Here is a 15,212-nt window from a genome sequence, read left to right on the forward strand (position 1 = left end):
TATCTTGAAGGGCGGATCTCCGTGTCCTACCGCACCCTGCTGACCGAGTACCCAGTCGGAGCACGCCGCCGCGTGCTGCTGGCTGTCGTCGTGCTCGCTCTGTTCATCTCGGCGTTCGAGGGCCAACTGGCCCCCGTCCTGCCGTTGCTGCTCGACGACCTCGGGATGTCGCTCAAGACGTACGGCCTCATCACGGCCGCGTCCCTGATCTTCGGTGCCCTCGCCGGCTACCTCGGCGGCGAGCTCGCCGACCGCGTCGGCCGAGTGCGGATCCTGGTCCCGTTCATGTTCCTCTCGGCCGCCGCCTGCCTGTTCATGGCGACCGCGGACTCGGTCGGCCACTTCGCCCTGGCCCGGATCCTGCTCGCCTTCGTCGAGGGCGTCGCCGTCGCCGGGACGCAGCCGCTGATCCGTGACTTCACCCCGCGGATGGGCCGCGCCCAGGCGTTCGCGTTCTGGAGCTGGGGCTCGGTCGGCGCCAACTTCTTCGCCGCGGCCGTGGCCTCGGCGACCCTGGGCGTCTTCGGCAACCAGTGGCGCTCGCAGCTGTTCATCATGGCCGGCGCCGCCCTCGTCGGCGCCATCGTGGTCGCCCTCACCCTGCGCGACCTGAGCCCCGAGGTCCGCCGCGCCGTACGCCTCACCGAGGACGAGGCCCGCACCGTCGAGGTGCCACCGGGGAGAACCGGTCTGCTCTTCCTCCTCACCCGCCGGGCCTTCTGGACGCATGTGCTCGCGATGTCCTTCCTCTACGTCCTGCTCGCCACCATGAACGCCTACGCCCAGACGATGCTCGTCCAGCAGTTCGGCGTCTCGGTCCGTGCCGCCTCGGCGATGACGATGGTCTTCTGGCTCAGCAACCTCGCGCTGAGCCTGGTCTTCGCCCGCTTCTCGGACCGTACGCAGCGGCGCAAGGCCTTCATGGTCGGCGGCGGCGTCGCCGCGACGATCTTCCTGGGCGCCTTCCTGGCGCTCATGGGCCAGGGGAGCGGCGCGTCCTCGAGCATGGTGATCGTCCTCTTCGTCGGTATCGGCGTCGCCCTGGCGGCGATCTTCGGCCCGTGGATGGCGAGCTTCTCCGAGCACGTCGAGGAGGTCCACCCCGACATCCAGGGCCGCGCCTTCGGCCTCAACCACCTGCTCAACCGCACCTTCATCCTGGCGACGGTCCTCTTCGCACCGCGCGTGGTCGAGGCGACGGGCGGCTGGGAGCGCTGGATGACGATCGCCTGGGTCGCGACGGCGCTGTTCACCATCACCGCGGCACTCGTTCCCGGCGTGACCGGTCGCCACTCCCGGACCGACGCGGACGCCGACGCCGGTGCCGTCACGCAGCCTGCCTCGTGACCCGCGAACGCCGAGGCCGGCTGGACAGCTGGCTCTACAGCTCGACCGAGGAGCCCGACGTCAGGTTCACGCTGGCCAACGAACGTACGTTCCTGGCCTGGATCCGCACCTCGCTGGCGTTCCTCGCCGTCGCGGTCGCGGTCGACACTCTCGAGGTGGGCGGCGGCACGGCCCTGGCCGTGCTCGCTCCGCTCAGCCTCGCGATCCTCGCGGCCGCGTGCGCGGCGTGGTCCTGGTGGAGCTGGGTACGCAGCGAGCGGGCGATCCGCCGGCGGGATGCCCTGCCGACCCGCCGAGCACCGCTTCCGCTGGTCTTCGGCGTACTCGGCTCGGTCGCGCTCGTCTCGATGGCCCTGCTGGTGTGAGCGGGGCCGACGTCAACGGGGCCGGCGTGGGCGACCCGGGGCTGCAGCCCGAGCGGACCGAGCTCGCCTGGCGGCGTACGCATCTGGCTCTGGTGGTCGCCGCGCTCGTGGTGGTCCGCCATCCGCTGACCGGCGACAGCCCGTGGTTACGGGTCGGGAGTGCGGCGCTGGTGGCCGCACTGGCCGTCTTCCTGCTCATCGGTCGCCGCCGGGTCGGGGTCACGGCAGCGGTCGCGGGCGCGATCGCCGTGATCGAGACGATCGGGATCGTCTGGTGAGGTCGAGGCTCGCGACGGCCCGGGTGAACCGGAATGTCGCCCCGTCCTGAAGGTCCCTTGATTTCCCGACGCAAGCGAGTAAGCATGATTACATGCTTACAACTGAGTTGCGCGGGTGGTTCACCGGACGACTGCCCGATGGTGTGTACGACGAGATCGTCGATGTCGTGGTCGACCGCGAGGAGATCACCGTCGTCGGAAGGATCAAGGAGCCGAAGACGGCCGAGGGCGCTTCGGACGAGGAGAAGGCTGCCGCCTACGAAGGGCGGGCGAGCGAGTTCCGCGAGCGCACCCGTGAGGACCGGATGGCCGTCGCGCGGCAGGCCGAGCGGCGATTCGACCGGAAGGTCTCCTGGGGCGTGGAGGTCGGGGGAGAGCGGCACATGTTCACCACCGTCTCCGCGCCGGTGATGACCCGGCTGCGTCAGCCCGAGCGCGCGGTCCTCGACCTGCTCGTCTCCGGCGGCGTCGCCCGGAGTCGCAGCGACGCGCTCGGCTGGTGCGTGAAGCTCGTCCAGCAGCACTCGAGCGAGTGGCTCGAGGAGCTCCAGCAGTCGCTGGTCAACGTCGAGCGGGTGCGCGCGAACGGTCCCGACAAGGGCTGAGGCGAGCCGCTAACCGGATCGTCAGTCGACCGGTTGACCGAAGGAGAACGTGCCCGGGACGGTGATGGTCGCCAGGGTGTCCTCGTCGGTGACCGAGATGTTCGACCACGTCGACACCGTGTGCACTGCCTTCTGTCCGTTGGGGCAGTCGAGAACGGTGCTGGGCGCGGGTGCGGTCACCGTCAGGGAGCCGGTCACGTTGCCGTTCCTGGCGGCCTTGAACTCTCCGGACTTCGAGTAGTCACCGCTGATCGCGGTCTTCTTCGGGTCGTCCGGGTTGTGGCCACCTCGGTTGACGCACTGATAGGTCGCGTCGAGGTGAGCGGTGACGGTGATCGTCTCGACTGCACCGCTCTCGAGGCCGGCCTCCTTGAAGGCGACGGTGACGGAGGACAGATCCGCGTCGGTGACCTTGGTCAGGTGCTTGATGAAGTGCGGGCTGCCGCCCGCGAGGGCCGGTGCGGCGGCCAGGACCGTCGCAGACGCGGCGGCGGCGATCGCGGTGAAGATGCTGTGGATGCGCATGCTCATGTCCCCCGTAGATGACGTGTCGTGGGCGCAGCCGCCCGGATGATGTGGAGTGTGGCACGTCGATTCGGCATGCATCCATAGTCCAATCGACTCATCATGGCTAAGCCGACAGCAAAGACAAGCGAATGGACCCAAAAGGGCGTGATCACATCGACCCAGCCGCAGGAAGGATCGTCACGGTTGTCCGGCGGCCAGAGTGTCGATCGTGAGCAGCGCGAGTGCCGCCGCCTGGTCGCCGAGGATGCTGTCGTCGAAGGCGGCGTCAGGGGAGTGGTTCGGGGCCGCATCCGCGCTCGGGGCGGCGCCCAGCAGCACCATCGTGGTCGGGACTCGCTGGCTGACGAACGAGAAGTCCTCGGCCCCCATCGTCGGTCGCGGCACCTCGACGACACGCGGCCCGAAGGCGTTACGCAGCGTCTCCATCGCACGTCGGGTGACCGCCTCGTCGTTGATGACGCTCGGATAGCCGGTTTCGAGCACGACCGTCGCCTCCAGTCCGTGCGCGGCCCCGATGCCCTCGATGAGCTGAGGGAGCTCTCGCTCGATCCTGGACAGTGTGTTCGGGTCGACGGTGCGTACGGTGCCCGTGAGCTGGACCGACTCGGGGATCACGTTGTCCGCTCCGGAGCCCGCGGTCAGGTTGGTCACCGAGATGACGACCGGGTCGAAGGAGTCGAAGCGGCGCGCGGTGTAGGTCTGTAGGGCCAGCACGATCTCGGCCGCGACGGGGACCGGGTCGAGAGCCTCGTGGGGGCGCGACCCGTGCCCGCCGCGACCTACGAGGTCGATCGTCAGATGCGTCGAGCTCGCCGTCACCGTGCCCGGCCGGGTGAGGAAGATCCCGCGCGGCGCGTTGCCGACATGGATCGCGTACGCAGCCACTGGCCGGTCGCCGGTGGCGTCGAGCACGCCTTCATCGATCATCAGCTTCGCACCGCCGTGCCCCTCTTCGCCCGGCTGGAACATCAGGATGACGTTTCCGGTGAGGTCAGTGCGGTTCTCGGCGAGCAGCCGGGCCGCGCCGACCAGGCCGGCGACGTGCAGATCGTGACCGCACGCGTGCATCGCGCCGTTCGTAGATCGGTAGGGAACCTCGACCGCCTCCGTGATCGGCAGTGCATCCATGTCGGCGCGCAGCAGCACGGTCGGGCCGGGCAGCCCGCCGCGCAACACGGCGGTGACGGACGAAAGTGATCGTCCCTGGGTGATCTCCAGATCCAGACCGGACAACGCCTCGAGTACTCGGCGCTGGGTGCCCGGCAGGTCGAGTCCGAGTTCTGGCTGGGCATGGATGCTCCGACGGAGCTCGACCAGGTCGGGAACGAGCGCCTCGGCGGACGTGATGACCCGAGACACGAATCGGGGGTTACTGGACAGCATGTCCAGAAACTATCAGAACGGGCGCCCGGCGGCCTCCCGCTCAGCGCGCTGCTGGACAAGCTCCTCGACCTGGGTCGGAAGTGTGGTCTCGAAGTCGATCAGCTTCGCCCAGGTCGGGGTGACGACGATCCGGACCATGCTGTCGTACAGCGAGCGGACCTCGGCCTCCCAGGCGACCCGCTGCTCGGCCGACATCTCGTAGGAGCCGTTCATCTGGAGGTACTCCCAGGGGATTCCGTCGACGAGGTCGAGCTCGACCGTGCCACGGATGAGCAGGATCTTGGGCGGGTGCGCCTCGGTGTCGATGGTCAGCGCGACCACCGGGTTGTGGCGCAGCGAGATGAGCTTGGGGGAGTTGGGCGTGGTGCACATGACGACCTCTGAGCCGTTCCAGGTGAACCCGATCGGGACGTTCCTCGGGGTGCCGTCCTTGGCGACGTACGCCAGTCGGGTCAGGTCACGCGCCAGGAGCTCCTGGCTCAACGGACGGCTGAGGACCTCGTCGATCTCGCTGCGCTGCATGGTGTTCGACATCTGCTTCTCCTCGGATGTGGCGACCTCGGCTGGTCGCATTCACTCCATGAACGGAGACGTTCGTGTCGTCTCTACATCCTGCGCGGGAGATCACCAGTCGTCGGACAAGATGGTTCGCATGGACCACGAGAGTGCACGGCGCTCGGCCGCCTTCGTAGGACTCGCCACGCTGCCGATCGGGGCAGCGATCCTCCTCGCGCCGGAGCGGGTGGGCCGGGCGCTGAAGCTCGGCGACCACCCCACGGCGCTGCGAGCGATCGGTGTCGCGGACCTGGCGCTCGTGCCCGGGTTGCTGGCGGGTCGCCGCAGACTGCCGTGGATGGCTGCTCGCGCCGGGCTCAACGTGGCGATCGCGGCGTACTGCGTGAGCCTCGCCCGCAGCGAGGGCACCATCGGGCCGAAGATCGCGGCATCAGCCCTGGCGGTCGCCACGGCCGCCGACGCCCGCACGATCCTTGCCCTGCGCGAAGGTGAGAGTCGTCGGCCCTGACGTGGCGACATCGATCTGGGTGCGGATGCCGCGGCGGTAGGCCGAGGGCGAGACGCCCAGGCGGGCGACGAAGGTGCGGCGGAGGGCCTCGGCGCTCGAGAACCCGGCATCGGACGCCGCCTGCGCCACCGAGCGGCCGGCCTCCAGCCAGCTCCGCGCCAGATCGAAACGTACGCTCGCGGCGTACTCGGCAGGGCTCATGCCGACCTCGTCCTGGAAGAGGCGCGTGAGGTGGCGCGGGCTGATGTTGACGTGACGCGCCAGGGAGATGACGCTGTGCCGGTACGACGGGTCCTGGGCGATGAGCTCGGTGATGACGCGCACCGGGCTCTCGGGCACCGCGACAGCGCGCAGCGGAGCCGAGAACTGGGCCTGTCCGCCCGAGCGCCGTAGGTAGACGAGGAGCCCCTGCGCGGCCCGCCGGGCGGTTGCCACGCCGAGGTCGTCCTCGACCAGGGCCAGCGCAAGGTCGATGCCGGCGGCGACGCCGGCGGACGTCGCGACGTGGCGGTCACGTACGAAGATGCGGTCCGGCTGTACGTCGACGAGGGGGAACCGGCGTGCCAGGTCGTCGGTGAACTTCCAGTGGGTGGTCGCGCTGCGCCCGTCCAGCAGGCCGAGCTCGGCCAGGACGAACGCCCCGCTGCAGATCGACACGACTCGTCTGGCCCGGACGGCCAGGGTCTGCGCAGCGGTGAGCAGCTCGTCGGTCACGAAGACCGACGGCGCACGCTCGCTGCCCGGGACGATGAGCGTGTCGAGCGGCGGGGCGTCGGCTGCGGCAGCACTCACGGCGATACCGCCGCCGATCGACGAGGTCACCGCGGCGCCCGAAGGCGAGAGCAGGACGACCTCGTAGGCCTCTGTCGCCTGGTTGGCCTCCACGAAAACCTCGGCGGGACCGACATAGTCCAGCGCCTTCACGCCGTCGAACAGGAGGAAACCGATCCGTCGCCTCGTACCAGCCATCGACATCCTCTCGTAGTTGTGGATTGAGTATTCCATAACTGTGGTCATGAAGACCGGTAGATTCGGGGGATGGCCAGACCTCGGGAGATCTCAGTCACGGCGGTACGTGACGCAGCGCTCGACGTGTTCCGTGAGCATGGCTACGAGCGAACCTCCATGCATGACCTCGCCGAGCACACCGGCGCGGGCAACGGCAGCATCTACGCGGCGTTCGGCAGCAAGCGCGGCCTCTTCCTCGCAGCCCTCGAGGCGTATTGCGGCGGCCGGATCACCCTGACGACCGACGCCCTGGCGGGGGAGGACGGAGCCCGTGAAGCCGTACGCCGCTACCTGCTGCGCATCGCGGACGACTGCACCGCGGATCCGCGGCGGCTCGGCTGCCTCATGGTGCGGTCGCTGGCAGAGCTCGCCGACCGCGATCCCGAGGTGGTCGGCATCTGCAGGCGGACCCTCGACGCGATGGAGGAGCGGATCGCGGCCCGCATCGGGACCGGCACCGGTGCGGGCACGATCGCGCACGAGATCCTGCTCTTCTCGCAGGCGCTGATCCAGGCCGGGGCCACGGCGACGCCGCGGCGAGAGCTGCGCGAGTCGGCGAACGCCTACGTCGACCGGCTCGCCCTGGCCTGACGCGCGTCCGATTCCGAGGGATTCGCGGCCGATCCGGCAGGCGACCCGGGGCGGTGAGGACGGCGACGATGGTGAAGTCCTCGCTGAACCGATCCAACAGGAGCACCATGCCCTTCTTCACCACGTCCGACGGCACCGACATCCACTACTCAGACTGGGGGACCGGTCAGCCGATCGTGTTCAGCCACGGCTGGCCCCTCAGCTCGGACGCCTGGTCGCTCGAGCGCAAGACGCTCGCCGACGCCGGCTACCGGGTGATCGCCCACGACCGCCGCGGCCACGGGAAGTCCGCCCAGCCCTGGCAGGGCAACGACATGGACACCTACGCGCGCGACCTCGCCGAGCTCGTCGAACACCTCGACCTGCGCGACGCGGTCTTCGTCGGCCACTCGACCGGCGGGGGAGAGGTCGTCCGCTGCGCGGCTCAGCACGGGAACGGACGCGTCGCCAAGGTCGTCACGATCGGTGCGGTCCCGCCGATCATGCTCCAGACCGAGGCGTACCCCGACGGGCTTCCGATCGAGGTCTTCGACGGGATCCGGGCCGGCGTGCTCGCCGACCGCTCGAACTTCTACCGTGAGCTGGCGCCGTCGTTCTTCGGCTTCAACCGTGACGGCGTCGAGACGTCGCAGGGCGCGATCGACGACTTCTGGCGCCAGGGGATGCTCGCCGGGATCCAGGCGGCGTACGAGTGTGTCGCGGCCTTCTCGGCGACCGACTTCACCGAGGACCTGAAGGCCCTCGATGTACCGATCTTCATCGCGCACGGCGACGACGACCAGATCGTGCCGATCGGCAACGCGGCGCTGAAGTCGATCGAGCTGGTCAAGGACGGCACGCTCAAGGTCTACCCGGGCGCTCCGCACGGGATCTTCGGCGCGTACCAGCAGGAGCTGATCCAGGACATCCTCGACTTCATCAAGAAGTGAGCGCGTAGCGACTCCGTGGCGCGGTACCGCCTCGCGTGGTCCCGCGCCACGACCTGGCGCCGGCGAACCGGCGTCGTCAGGGCGTGATGTTCTGGTTGTGGCTGAACAGGTTCTCCGGGTCGTAGGCCTGCTTGACCTTCCTGAGTCGCGCGTAGTTGTCGCCGTAGGTGTCGGTGACGCGGCCTTGGTCGTCGCCGGACATGAAGTTCACGTACCCGCCCGCCTCGGAGTGCGGCGTGAGCGCGGCAGCGTAGTCGCGGACCCACGCGATGTTGGCGGCGTCGTCGGAGGCGTCCGGCCAGGCGGAGACGATGACCGTCGAGAACGTCGCGTGACGGTAGGAGAACGCGGTGTCCGTCGCGCCGACACGTGAGGCGGCGCCGTTGATCGGGTACAGGTGCATCGTCGAGCTCGCGTTCGGGGCCTTCGGGCCGTGGGCCAGGTGCGCCTCGATCGCTTCGTCGGTCAGCTCGGTGACGTAGTTGCCCTTCCAGTAGCTGCGTACGCCACGGGGGAACAGGTCGTCGAACGCGCTGTTGAGCCACGGATACGGCATGGGCGACACCATCTCGCCGACGCGCGGCGCGAGGTCGCGGAACGGCTGCATCGCCGCCTCGCCCTCCTCGACCGGCCCGCTCCAGTGGACGACGGCCGCGCAGAACGTGTCGCCGTGCCGGTCCTCCGGAAGGAACGGCAGGGGAGGAGCCACCTGGAATGCCGGGAAGGCGCCGTAGCGCTCGTCGGCGTCGGTGATCCAGCCGCGGAAGAACCGCAGCAGGTCCCCGGCGTGCTCCAGCTCGTAGAAGAAGAGTCCGACGACGACCTGGTCCACCGGATGCAGGTCGAACTCGAAGCTCGTGACCACCCCGAAGTTGCCGCTGCCTCCGCGCAGCGCCCAGAACAGGTCGGCGTTCTCGGACTCGCTCGCGTGTCGGAGCTGCCCGTCCGCGGTGACGACGTCGGCCGATCGGAGGTTGTCGATCGAGAGACCGAAGCCACGGGTGAGGTAGCCGATGCCGCCGCCGAGCGTGAGGCCGCCGACGCCGGTCGTCGAGACGATCCCGCCCGGCGTGGCGAGGCCGTGCGCGTGGGTGGCTTCGTTGAGGTCGCCCAGGGTGGCGCCGCCACCCACGCGAGCCGTTCGGGCGTCGACCTCGACGGAACGCATGGGGGACAGGTCGATCACCACGCCGTCATCGATGGTCCCGTAACCGGGTGCGCTGTGCCCGCCTCCACGTACGGCCAGCGGCAGGCCGGTGTCGCGAGCGAAGTTCACCGCGGCGATGACGTCGTTGACGTCCGCGGCCGGCACGACAGCGGCCGGACGACGGTCGATCATTCCGTTCCACACGGCTCGAGCCGTTTCGTAGTCTGGGTCGTCGGGCGCGATGACCCGCGACACTTGTTTGCGAAGTTCGTTGATGGATGTCATGACGCCAGCGTCATCCGCGGCAATGGCGGCAACCGGTCCGGCGACGCCACGTCATCGAGTTCCGGTACACGGGGGCGGTCGCGGGAGAGGGCTCAGAAATGAGTGACTTGACATAATGTGCATTATCGGCGAATTATCCAACCGTTGAAACAGGGCCCGAGCGGCTAGGGTTCGCTGCTGTGACAGAAGACTTCGATCCGACCGCGCACAACCGCGTCGCGTGGGACGAGCTGGTCGACAACGACAACGAATGGTCGCGGCCGGTGGGTCCCGAGGTCATCGCGAAGGCACGTCAAGGCGACTGGTCGGTGGTTCTGATCGGCCACGAGCCGATTCCACGTGATTGGTTCCCGTCCGAGCTGCCCGGTGCTCGGGTGCTCTGCCTTGCCTCCGGCGGTGGCCAGCAGGGTCCGGTCCTCGCCGCAGCGGGCGCCACGGTGACCGTCTTCGACAACTCGCCCAAGCAGCTAGCCCGTGACGATGAGGTGGCCGCTCGTGACGGGCTGGGCCTTCGTACCGTGCTCGGTGACATGCGCGACCTCGGCGCCTTCGACGACGCCAGCTTCGACGTCATCGTCAACCCGGTGTCGAACGTGTTCTGTCCCGACCTGACGCCGGTCTGGGAGGAAACGTTTCGAGTCCTGCGTCCCGGCGGGACGCTCATGGTCGGCTTCATGAACCCGGACGTCTACATCTTCGACGAGGTGGCGCTCGACCGACAGGAGCTCGTGGTGCGTCATCGGCTCCCGTTCAGCTCGCTCGACCTCTCGCCGGACGACCGGATGCGCGCCTACGGAAGCGGCCCGATCGAGTACAGCCACTCGCTGACCGAGCAGATCGGCGGGCAGCTGGCGGCCGGGTTCATCCTGACGCATCTCAGCGAAGCGCCGCACCACGCAGACGTCACGGCGCAGCACTTCCCCGCCTATATCGCGACCCGTGCGGTCAAGCCATCTATGTGACTGATTGCTCGTGGCGGCAACTCTGATCAGAACGGCGGCGGCCCGACGATGGTGATGCCGCCGTTGAGTTCCCCGCTCCGTGCGATCCGGTCGAAGTCGGTCACACGGGCAGACCCTTCGAGCGGCTCGGAGGCGCCGCGATAGAACGCCTCGCACGCGTCCGACGGCTGGAGCGCCAGCACTCGGGCCACGTCGCTCAGCACCATGAAGGCGTGCGGCACGTCGCGGGGCACCATCACGAAGTCGCCGGTGTCGAGCTCGACGTCGTCAGTGTTGATGCGGTAGCGCAGCTGGCCCTCGAGGACCCAGAGCGACTCGGCGACCGGGTGCGTGTGCATCGGTGTCACCTTGCCTGCGTTCATCTCGATCTCGACCACGCTCAGTCCTTCGCCGGGGTCGGCGCCGGAGGTCTTCCAGGTCCAGATGCCACCTCCGGCGAACCAGAGCTTCTCGCCCTCACCCGCGTGACGTACCACCGGTGCCACTGCGATCTGTCCGTTCATGTCGTACTCCTTTATGGGACTTGAATCCTATAATGAAACTGCCATACCATATGGATTGTGTCAACCAACAGCTACCTCGCAACCGGCCGTAGCAACCAGAAGCAGCGCACCCGTGAGCACCTCCTTGGGACGGCGCGCAGGCTCATCGAGAGCGGTGACACTCCTCGCGTCGAGGACGTCGCGAAAGAGTCAGGCATATCCCGGACGACGGCGTACCGGTACTTCCCGACGCAGGCCGACCTCCTTGCCGCGGCCTTCCCGGAGACGGCGGCTGCGTCACTGATGCCCGATCCTGCGCCGGAGGGCGTCGACGCCCGGGTCGACGCCGTGGTGACCGCGCTCATCGACACCATCGAACGCACCGAGCACCAGCAGCGCGCCATGCTGCGGCTCTCGCTCGGCGAAGCGCCGCACGAGCTGCCGTTGCGTCAAGGCCGGGCGATCGGGTGGCTGGAGGAGGCGCTCGACCCGGTCCGAGCGGATCTCGGCGAGGAAGCCGCCCATCGGCTCGCGGTGGCGATCCGCAGTGTGTGCGGCATCGAGACGCGGGTCTGGCTCCGCGACATCGCGCACCTGGATCCGGATGACGTCCGGGACCTGCAGTTGTGGATGGCTCGTGCACTGCTCGCCCGGACTATGGAGGACCCACCGCCGGCGTGACTGCGTGTCGGCCGGTTAGAACAACTGCCGGATGTCACGGACTTCCGTCGTCCGAGCTGAAGCCGTAACGCTTACTGCTCGAATGGCTCAGCGGTCTCACGTAGCACCTCACGCGCTGGTGAGAGCAGGACGGCGTCGCGCGTGTCGGCGGCGGTCGCCTTGACGTAGATCCCGGTCGTCTTGAGGTCTTCGTGACCGAGCAGCCCCTGCACGGCAGGCACCGGTACGCCGGAACGGATCAGTCCCTTAGCGGCGCTGTGCCGAAACGCATGCGCGGCTTCTCCAGGCTGCTTCGGGACGCCGGCCAGGCGGATCCAGGTCTCGACCAGATGGTTCAGCGCGCCAGGACGCAGCTGCTTGCCCGAGGTCAGCAGGAACAGACTGTCGGCTGCGTCGCGAGCGCCGAAACGGGCCTCCAGCTCGACCAGGTAGAGATCGACCGCGTCGACGGCCTCGGGTGGCAGCGGCAGGTTGCGCTGCTTGTCGCCCTTGCCGATGACCCGCACCAGCGTCTCGCCGTCGGGCTCGCGCCGGATGGAGCCGATGGTGAGACCGCACAGCTCCGCGGCACGTACGCCGGTGGTGACCAGCACCGCGAAGATCGCCCGGTCCCGAGCCGGCCAGCGGCGCCGGTCGGTGCCTTCGCGCGGGGTCGACGCGACCCGTGCCAGGCGGCGGAGCTCGTCGACGCTCCAGCCAGCTGGCAGCCGGCTGGGCCGCTCGGGTGCCTCGATACGCAGCGTCGGGTCCACCAGCAGGTGTCCCTCGAGCTGCAGCCAATGGGTGAAGAGCCGCAGCGTGCCGACGCGGCGTTGACAGGTGGCTGCGGCCGAGCTCTCCCGCAGCGACCTGTAGGCGATGCGTACGTTCTGATCGGTCAGCGCCGAGATCGGGACCAGCGCCAGAACGTCGGCATCAGGCTCGCCGCCCGCGTCGACATGCAGCTGCCGCGCCCAGGCGGCGATGTCCTGCCGGTAGGCGCTGCGAGACTTGTCGTTGAGCCCGCGGCGCGTGAGTGTGGCCCGGTCGGTCAGGAACTCCTCGACGACATCGCCGAACATCACACCATCGTCAGGTACGCTCACATCCCCCGATATTACAGTCTTTTCGAACATTTCTGCGATAGGGGGTACTATCGCGGAAATCGGGAATGGTGGCAGACTCCGGCCGTGGCCGACACTGCTGTGACTCACCGCACCGAACACGTCAACGGAATCGACCTGCACTGGGTTGAGTCAGGGCCGGCGGACGGCCGGCTCGTGATCCTGGTTCACGGGTTTCCGGAGTCCTGGTACTCGTGGCGCCACCAGATCGCCGCGCTCGCCGACGCCGGCTACCGGGCGGTTGCGATCGACGTCCGTGGCTACGGCGGGTCCTCGAAGCCGCGTGCGATCGAGGACTACCGGATGCTGCGCCATGTCGGCGACAACGTCGGCCTGGTGCACGCCCTGGGCGCGGAGACGGCCACCATCGTCGGGCACGACTGGGGCGCTCCGATCGCCTGGACGACGGCTCAGCTGAGGCCGGACGTCTTCACCGCCGTCGCCGGACTGTCGGTGCCGTTCAGCCCCTCCGGACGCCGTCGGCCCACCGAGGCGATGGCACAGGCCGGCGGTGACGACGAAGACTTCTACATCTCCTACTTCCAGACCCCGGGTGTCGTCGAGGCCGAGATACTGCCTGACGTACGCCGCTGGCTGCTCGGCATCTACTACTCGATCTCGGGCGACGGTGTGCTCGCCGCCGGCGGGGATCCGCGCGGGGCGCTCGGGTTGGTGCCACGCGGCGACCGGCTCTCGGACCAGTTCAGCTACCCCACCGAGATGCCCGAGTGGCTGAGCGATGCCGATGTCGACTTCTACGCCCGCGAGTTCGCCGACTCCGACTTCTTCGGTCCGCTCGCGCGCTACCGCAACATCGACCGCGACTGGGAGGATCTCGCGGCCTTCGGCGACGTGCCGATCAGGGTGCCGTCGCTCTTCGTCGCCGGCGAGTACGACGGGCCCGCGATCACCGGCCGGCGCCAGATCGAACGCTTCGACCAGACCCTGCCGGGTCTCACTCGATCGGTGGTACTCCCCCGGTGTGGACACTGGGTCCAGCAGGAGCGCCCCGAGGAGACCAACAAGCTCCTGCTCGAGTTCCTGGCTAGCTCAGAGCCAGGCTGATCGCCAGGGCGACGACGGCGAGCAGCGGGATGACGCCCTGCTTGAGCGCCGCGCCGCGCTTGTCGGGCGAGGAGATGAACAGCACCGCCGCGGCGGCTGCCATCGAGCCTGCTCCGGCGAAGACCAGGGCCGAGCCGACCGCTGCGGAGCAGACCGGGTACAGGACGATGCCGACCGCGGTGACGATGGCGAGGAACAGGTTGTAGAAGCCCTGGTTGAACGCCAGCTCCTTGGTCGCCTCGGCCTCCTCGGCGCCGAGCCCGAACACCGCCCGCGTCTTCGGGCTCGTCCAGGTCAACGACTCCATGACGAAGATGTAGACGTGCACCAGGGCGGCCAGAGCGGCGAGCACCAATCCAGCAACGACCATCACAGACCTCTTCCGGGTTGGGTGCTCGAGCACCGGCTGAGGCTGACAGTAACCGATCCTCGGACCGATCCTCGGACCGATCCTCAGAACCGCACCGGGAACACCTCGGTGCGCGCGACGGCTGCGTCGCGCTCGGCGCTGAGTGCCGTACGCCGCTCGTCGTTCATGTAGGCGTCCAGCGCGGCCTGGTGCGGGAACCGGAAGAGCTGGACCTCGTCGGGCTGCCCGGGCGCGTCGTCGGCGATCGCCCGGTGCACCACTTCCCCGCCGTGCTCCGAGATCAACTTCAGGACGCGGTCCTCGTAGGCGTGGAGCGCCTCGGCCTCTCCCCCGTGCGCCCACAGGAGACAGCACAGGCGGATCGAGTCTTCGGGTTCACCTGACATAACGGCCACCGTATCGAAGCCCGTGCATATACGCAGACGACATCGGGTACCTGCCCGCAATGACGAGCTACGTCCTGGACATGGTGGGCGCCACGGTGGTGGTGCTCCTGGTCCTGATGGTGCTCGCGGCCGCAGCCGGTTTCCTGGTGGCGAGGCTGGAGAGACGGCGCGCACGCCGAATCCACGACGATCTCGTCGGGATGCGTGACCAGCCCGGTCGGCATCGCCGCTAGCGCAGCCGTTCCCTCGGCTTCCCGGCACAGCTGATGCACGTGCGCGCGACCGGGCGCGCCTCGAGGCGGCCCGCGCCGATCGGCCGGCCGCAGCCTTCACAGGTCCCGTACGTGCCCGCGCTCACGCGCTCCAGCGCGGCGTCGATCTCGGTGAGATGCTCTCGCGCCTGGCGTACGAGCGCTTGGACCTGGGACCGCTCGAAGGCGATCGTCGCGCCCTCAGGATCGTGCTCGTCGTCGGCGTTGGTGTCGCGGGAGGCCGCGACGACAGCGTCGAAGTCGTCGGTGAGGTCCGCCAGGCGCGCGAGCGTCTGCCGGCGCTCGGTCTCGAGCCGTTCGCGCGCCTGATCCATGTGGTCGACGGTAACTCGATGGTCCTCGCTGGTGCTCCGGGGTCGTCCGTCGGTCTGAAACGCCTCTCGCCGAGAGGGCGCCGCGGT

At 68.7% G+C, this 15,212-nt stretch carries 21 protein-coding genes; 11 read left to right on the forward strand and 10 right to left on the reverse strand.

Annotated features, from left to right (window positions below; genetic code table 11):
• The first annotated feature begins 21 nt into the window (after nt 1-21).
• The 4 genes from ABTX24_RS25145 (at nt 22) to abmR (ending at nt 2,595) form a co-directional block, all read left to right on the forward strand.
• Nucleotides 22-1,347: an MFS transporter gene (locus tag ABTX24_RS25145; protein WP_350843474.1), complete on the forward strand. Its 1,326-nt coding sequence runs from the start codon at nt 22-24 to the stop codon at nt 1,345-1,347.
• Nucleotides 1,344-1,712: a YidH family protein gene (locus ABTX24_RS25150; protein ID WP_350843476.1), complete on the forward strand. Its 369-nt coding sequence runs from the start codon at nt 1,344-1,346 to the stop codon at nt 1,710-1,712. Before ABTX24_RS25145 ends, ABTX24_RS25150 begins: the two co-directional genes overlap by 4 nt.
• The gene (locus ABTX24_RS25155; RefSeq protein ID WP_160023582.1) at nt 1,709-1,990 is read left to right on the forward strand and encodes a DUF202 domain-containing protein; all 282 of its coding nucleotides are present in this window, start codon (nt 1,709-1,711) and stop codon (nt 1,988-1,990) included. The genes ABTX24_RS25150 and ABTX24_RS25155 overlap by 4 nt, the downstream gene beginning before the upstream one ends.
• Nucleotides 1,991-2,082: 92 nt before the next feature.
• A complete protein-coding gene (abmR, locus tag ABTX24_RS25160) occupies nt 2,083-2,595 on the forward strand; it encodes an ATP-binding transcription factor AbmR (RefSeq protein ID WP_160023580.1) in 513 nt (170 codons plus the stop codon).
• A 21-nt stretch (nt 2,596-2,616) separates the two neighbouring features.
• Here abmR and ABTX24_RS25165 read toward each other — a convergent pair whose 3' ends face one another.
• From ABTX24_RS25165 to ABTX24_RS25175, 3 genes are all read right to left on the reverse strand, one after another.
• Nucleotides 2,617-3,120: a hypothetical protein gene (locus ABTX24_RS25165; RefSeq protein ID WP_350843478.1), complete on the reverse strand. Its 504-nt coding sequence runs from the start codon at nt 3,118-3,120 to the stop codon at nt 2,617-2,619.
• Nucleotides 3,121-3,300: 180 nt separating this feature from the next.
• Nucleotides 3,301-4,482, reverse strand: a complete 1,182-nt coding sequence (locus ABTX24_RS25170; protein ID WP_350843479.1) for a M20 metallopeptidase family protein — start codon at nt 4,480-4,482, stop codon at nt 3,301-3,303.
• Between the two features lie 36 nt (nt 4,483-4,518).
• Entirely contained in the window at nt 4,519-5,040 is a 522-nt protein-coding gene (locus ABTX24_RS25175) for a pyridoxamine 5'-phosphate oxidase family protein (RefSeq protein WP_350843481.1), read from the reverse strand.
• Nucleotides 5,041-5,158: 118 nt separating this feature from the next.
• Between ABTX24_RS25175 and ABTX24_RS25180 the strand changes: the two genes are divergently transcribed.
• Nucleotides 5,159-5,530 (forward strand): hypothetical protein, encoded by a 372-nt coding sequence (locus ABTX24_RS25180; protein WP_350714000.1) that lies wholly within the window; start codon nt 5,159-5,161, stop codon nt 5,528-5,530.
• On the opposite strand, the gene ABTX24_RS25185 is transcribed toward ABTX24_RS25180, so the two are convergent.
• Nucleotides 5,453-6,499: a GlxA family transcriptional regulator gene (locus ABTX24_RS25185; protein ID WP_350843483.1), complete on the reverse strand. Its 1,047-nt coding sequence runs from the start codon at nt 6,497-6,499 to the stop codon at nt 5,453-5,455. The genes ABTX24_RS25180 and ABTX24_RS25185 overlap by 78 nt on opposite strands.
• A 69-nt stretch (nt 6,500-6,568) precedes the next feature.
• On the opposite strand from ABTX24_RS25185, the gene ABTX24_RS25190 reads away from it, so the two are divergent.
• Together ABTX24_RS25190 and ABTX24_RS25195 are read left to right on the forward strand one after the other, a co-directional pair.
• The gene (locus tag ABTX24_RS25190) at nt 6,569-7,129 is read left to right on the forward strand and encodes a TetR/AcrR family transcriptional regulator (RefSeq protein WP_350843484.1); all 561 of its coding nucleotides are present in this window, start codon (nt 6,569-6,571) and stop codon (nt 7,127-7,129) included.
• A 107-nt stretch (nt 7,130-7,236) separates the two neighbouring features.
• Nucleotides 7,237-8,058, forward strand: coding sequence for an alpha/beta fold hydrolase (locus ABTX24_RS25195; protein WP_350843486.1), 822 nt, complete (start codon nt 7,237-7,239; stop codon nt 8,056-8,058).
• 76 nt (nt 8,059-8,134) lie between these two features.
• On the opposite strand, the gene ABTX24_RS25200 is transcribed toward ABTX24_RS25195, so the two are convergent.
• Nucleotides 8,135-9,397: an FAD-binding oxidoreductase gene (locus ABTX24_RS25200; RefSeq protein WP_350843488.1), complete on the reverse strand. Its 1,263-nt coding sequence runs from the start codon at nt 9,395-9,397 to the stop codon at nt 8,135-8,137.
• 272 nt (nt 9,398-9,669) lie between these two features.
• Between ABTX24_RS25200 and ABTX24_RS25205 the strand changes: the two genes are divergently transcribed.
• A complete protein-coding gene (locus ABTX24_RS25205) occupies nt 9,670-10,452 on the forward strand; it encodes a class I SAM-dependent methyltransferase (protein WP_350843490.1) in 783 nt (260 codons plus the stop codon).
• Between the two features lie 26 nt (nt 10,453-10,478).
• On the opposite strand, the gene ABTX24_RS25210 is transcribed toward ABTX24_RS25205, so the two are convergent.
• Nucleotides 10,479-10,955 (reverse strand): cupin domain-containing protein, encoded by a 477-nt coding sequence (locus ABTX24_RS25210; protein WP_350843492.1) that lies wholly within the window; start codon nt 10,953-10,955, stop codon nt 10,479-10,481.
• A 57-nt stretch (nt 10,956-11,012) separates the two neighbouring features.
• Here ABTX24_RS25210 and ABTX24_RS25215 point away from each other — a divergent pair, with 57 nt between their 5' ends.
• Nucleotides 11,013-11,615 carry a TetR/AcrR family transcriptional regulator gene (locus tag ABTX24_RS25215; protein ID WP_350843494.1) on the forward strand — a complete coding sequence of 201 codons (603 nt, stop codon included), beginning with the start codon at nt 11,013-11,015 and terminating at the stop codon, nt 11,613-11,615.
• A gap of 71 nt (nt 11,616-11,686) precedes the next feature.
• On the opposite strand, the gene ABTX24_RS25220 is transcribed toward ABTX24_RS25215, so the two are convergent.
• A complete protein-coding gene (locus ABTX24_RS25220; RefSeq protein WP_350843496.1) occupies nt 11,687-12,700 on the reverse strand; it encodes a tyrosine-type recombinase/integrase in 1,014 nt (337 codons plus the stop codon).
• Between the two features lie 84 nt (nt 12,701-12,784).
• Between ABTX24_RS25220 and ABTX24_RS25225 the strand changes: the two genes are divergently transcribed.
• Nucleotides 12,785-13,783: an alpha/beta fold hydrolase gene (locus ABTX24_RS25225; protein ID WP_350843498.1), complete on the forward strand. Its 999-nt coding sequence runs from the start codon at nt 12,785-12,787 to the stop codon at nt 13,781-13,783.
• On the opposite strand, the gene ABTX24_RS25230 is transcribed toward ABTX24_RS25225, so the two are convergent.
• A complete protein-coding gene (locus tag ABTX24_RS25230) occupies nt 13,764-14,153 on the reverse strand; it encodes a DUF1304 domain-containing protein (protein ID WP_350843500.1) in 390 nt (129 codons plus the stop codon). The two genes, ABTX24_RS25225 and ABTX24_RS25230, sit on opposite strands and share 20 nt — an antisense overlap.
• An 83-nt stretch (nt 14,154-14,236) precedes the next feature.
• Nucleotides 14,237-14,539 carry a hypothetical protein gene (locus tag ABTX24_RS25235; protein ID WP_350843502.1) on the reverse strand — a complete coding sequence of 101 codons (303 nt, stop codon included), beginning with the start codon at nt 14,537-14,539 and terminating at the stop codon, nt 14,237-14,239.
• Nucleotides 14,540-14,598: 59 nt separating this feature from the next.
• Here ABTX24_RS25235 and ABTX24_RS25240 point away from each other — a divergent pair, with 59 nt between their 5' ends.
• Nucleotides 14,599-14,772: a hypothetical protein gene (locus ABTX24_RS25240; protein ID WP_350843504.1), complete on the forward strand. Its 174-nt coding sequence runs from the start codon at nt 14,599-14,601 to the stop codon at nt 14,770-14,772.
• Here the strand turns inward: ABTX24_RS25240 and ABTX24_RS25245 are convergent.
• Nucleotides 14,769-15,125 (reverse strand): TraR/DksA family transcriptional regulator, encoded by a 357-nt coding sequence (locus tag ABTX24_RS25245; RefSeq protein ID WP_350843505.1) that lies wholly within the window; start codon nt 15,123-15,125, stop codon nt 14,769-14,771. The genes ABTX24_RS25240 and ABTX24_RS25245 overlap by 4 nt on opposite strands.
• Between the last annotated feature and the right edge of the window lie 87 nt (nt 15,126-15,212).

This window comes from Nocardioides sp. NPDC127514 (assembly GCF_040302125.1).
In the GTDB taxonomy this organism is placed as follows: Bacteria; Actinomycetota; Actinomycetes; order Propionibacteriales; family Nocardioidaceae; genus Nocardioides.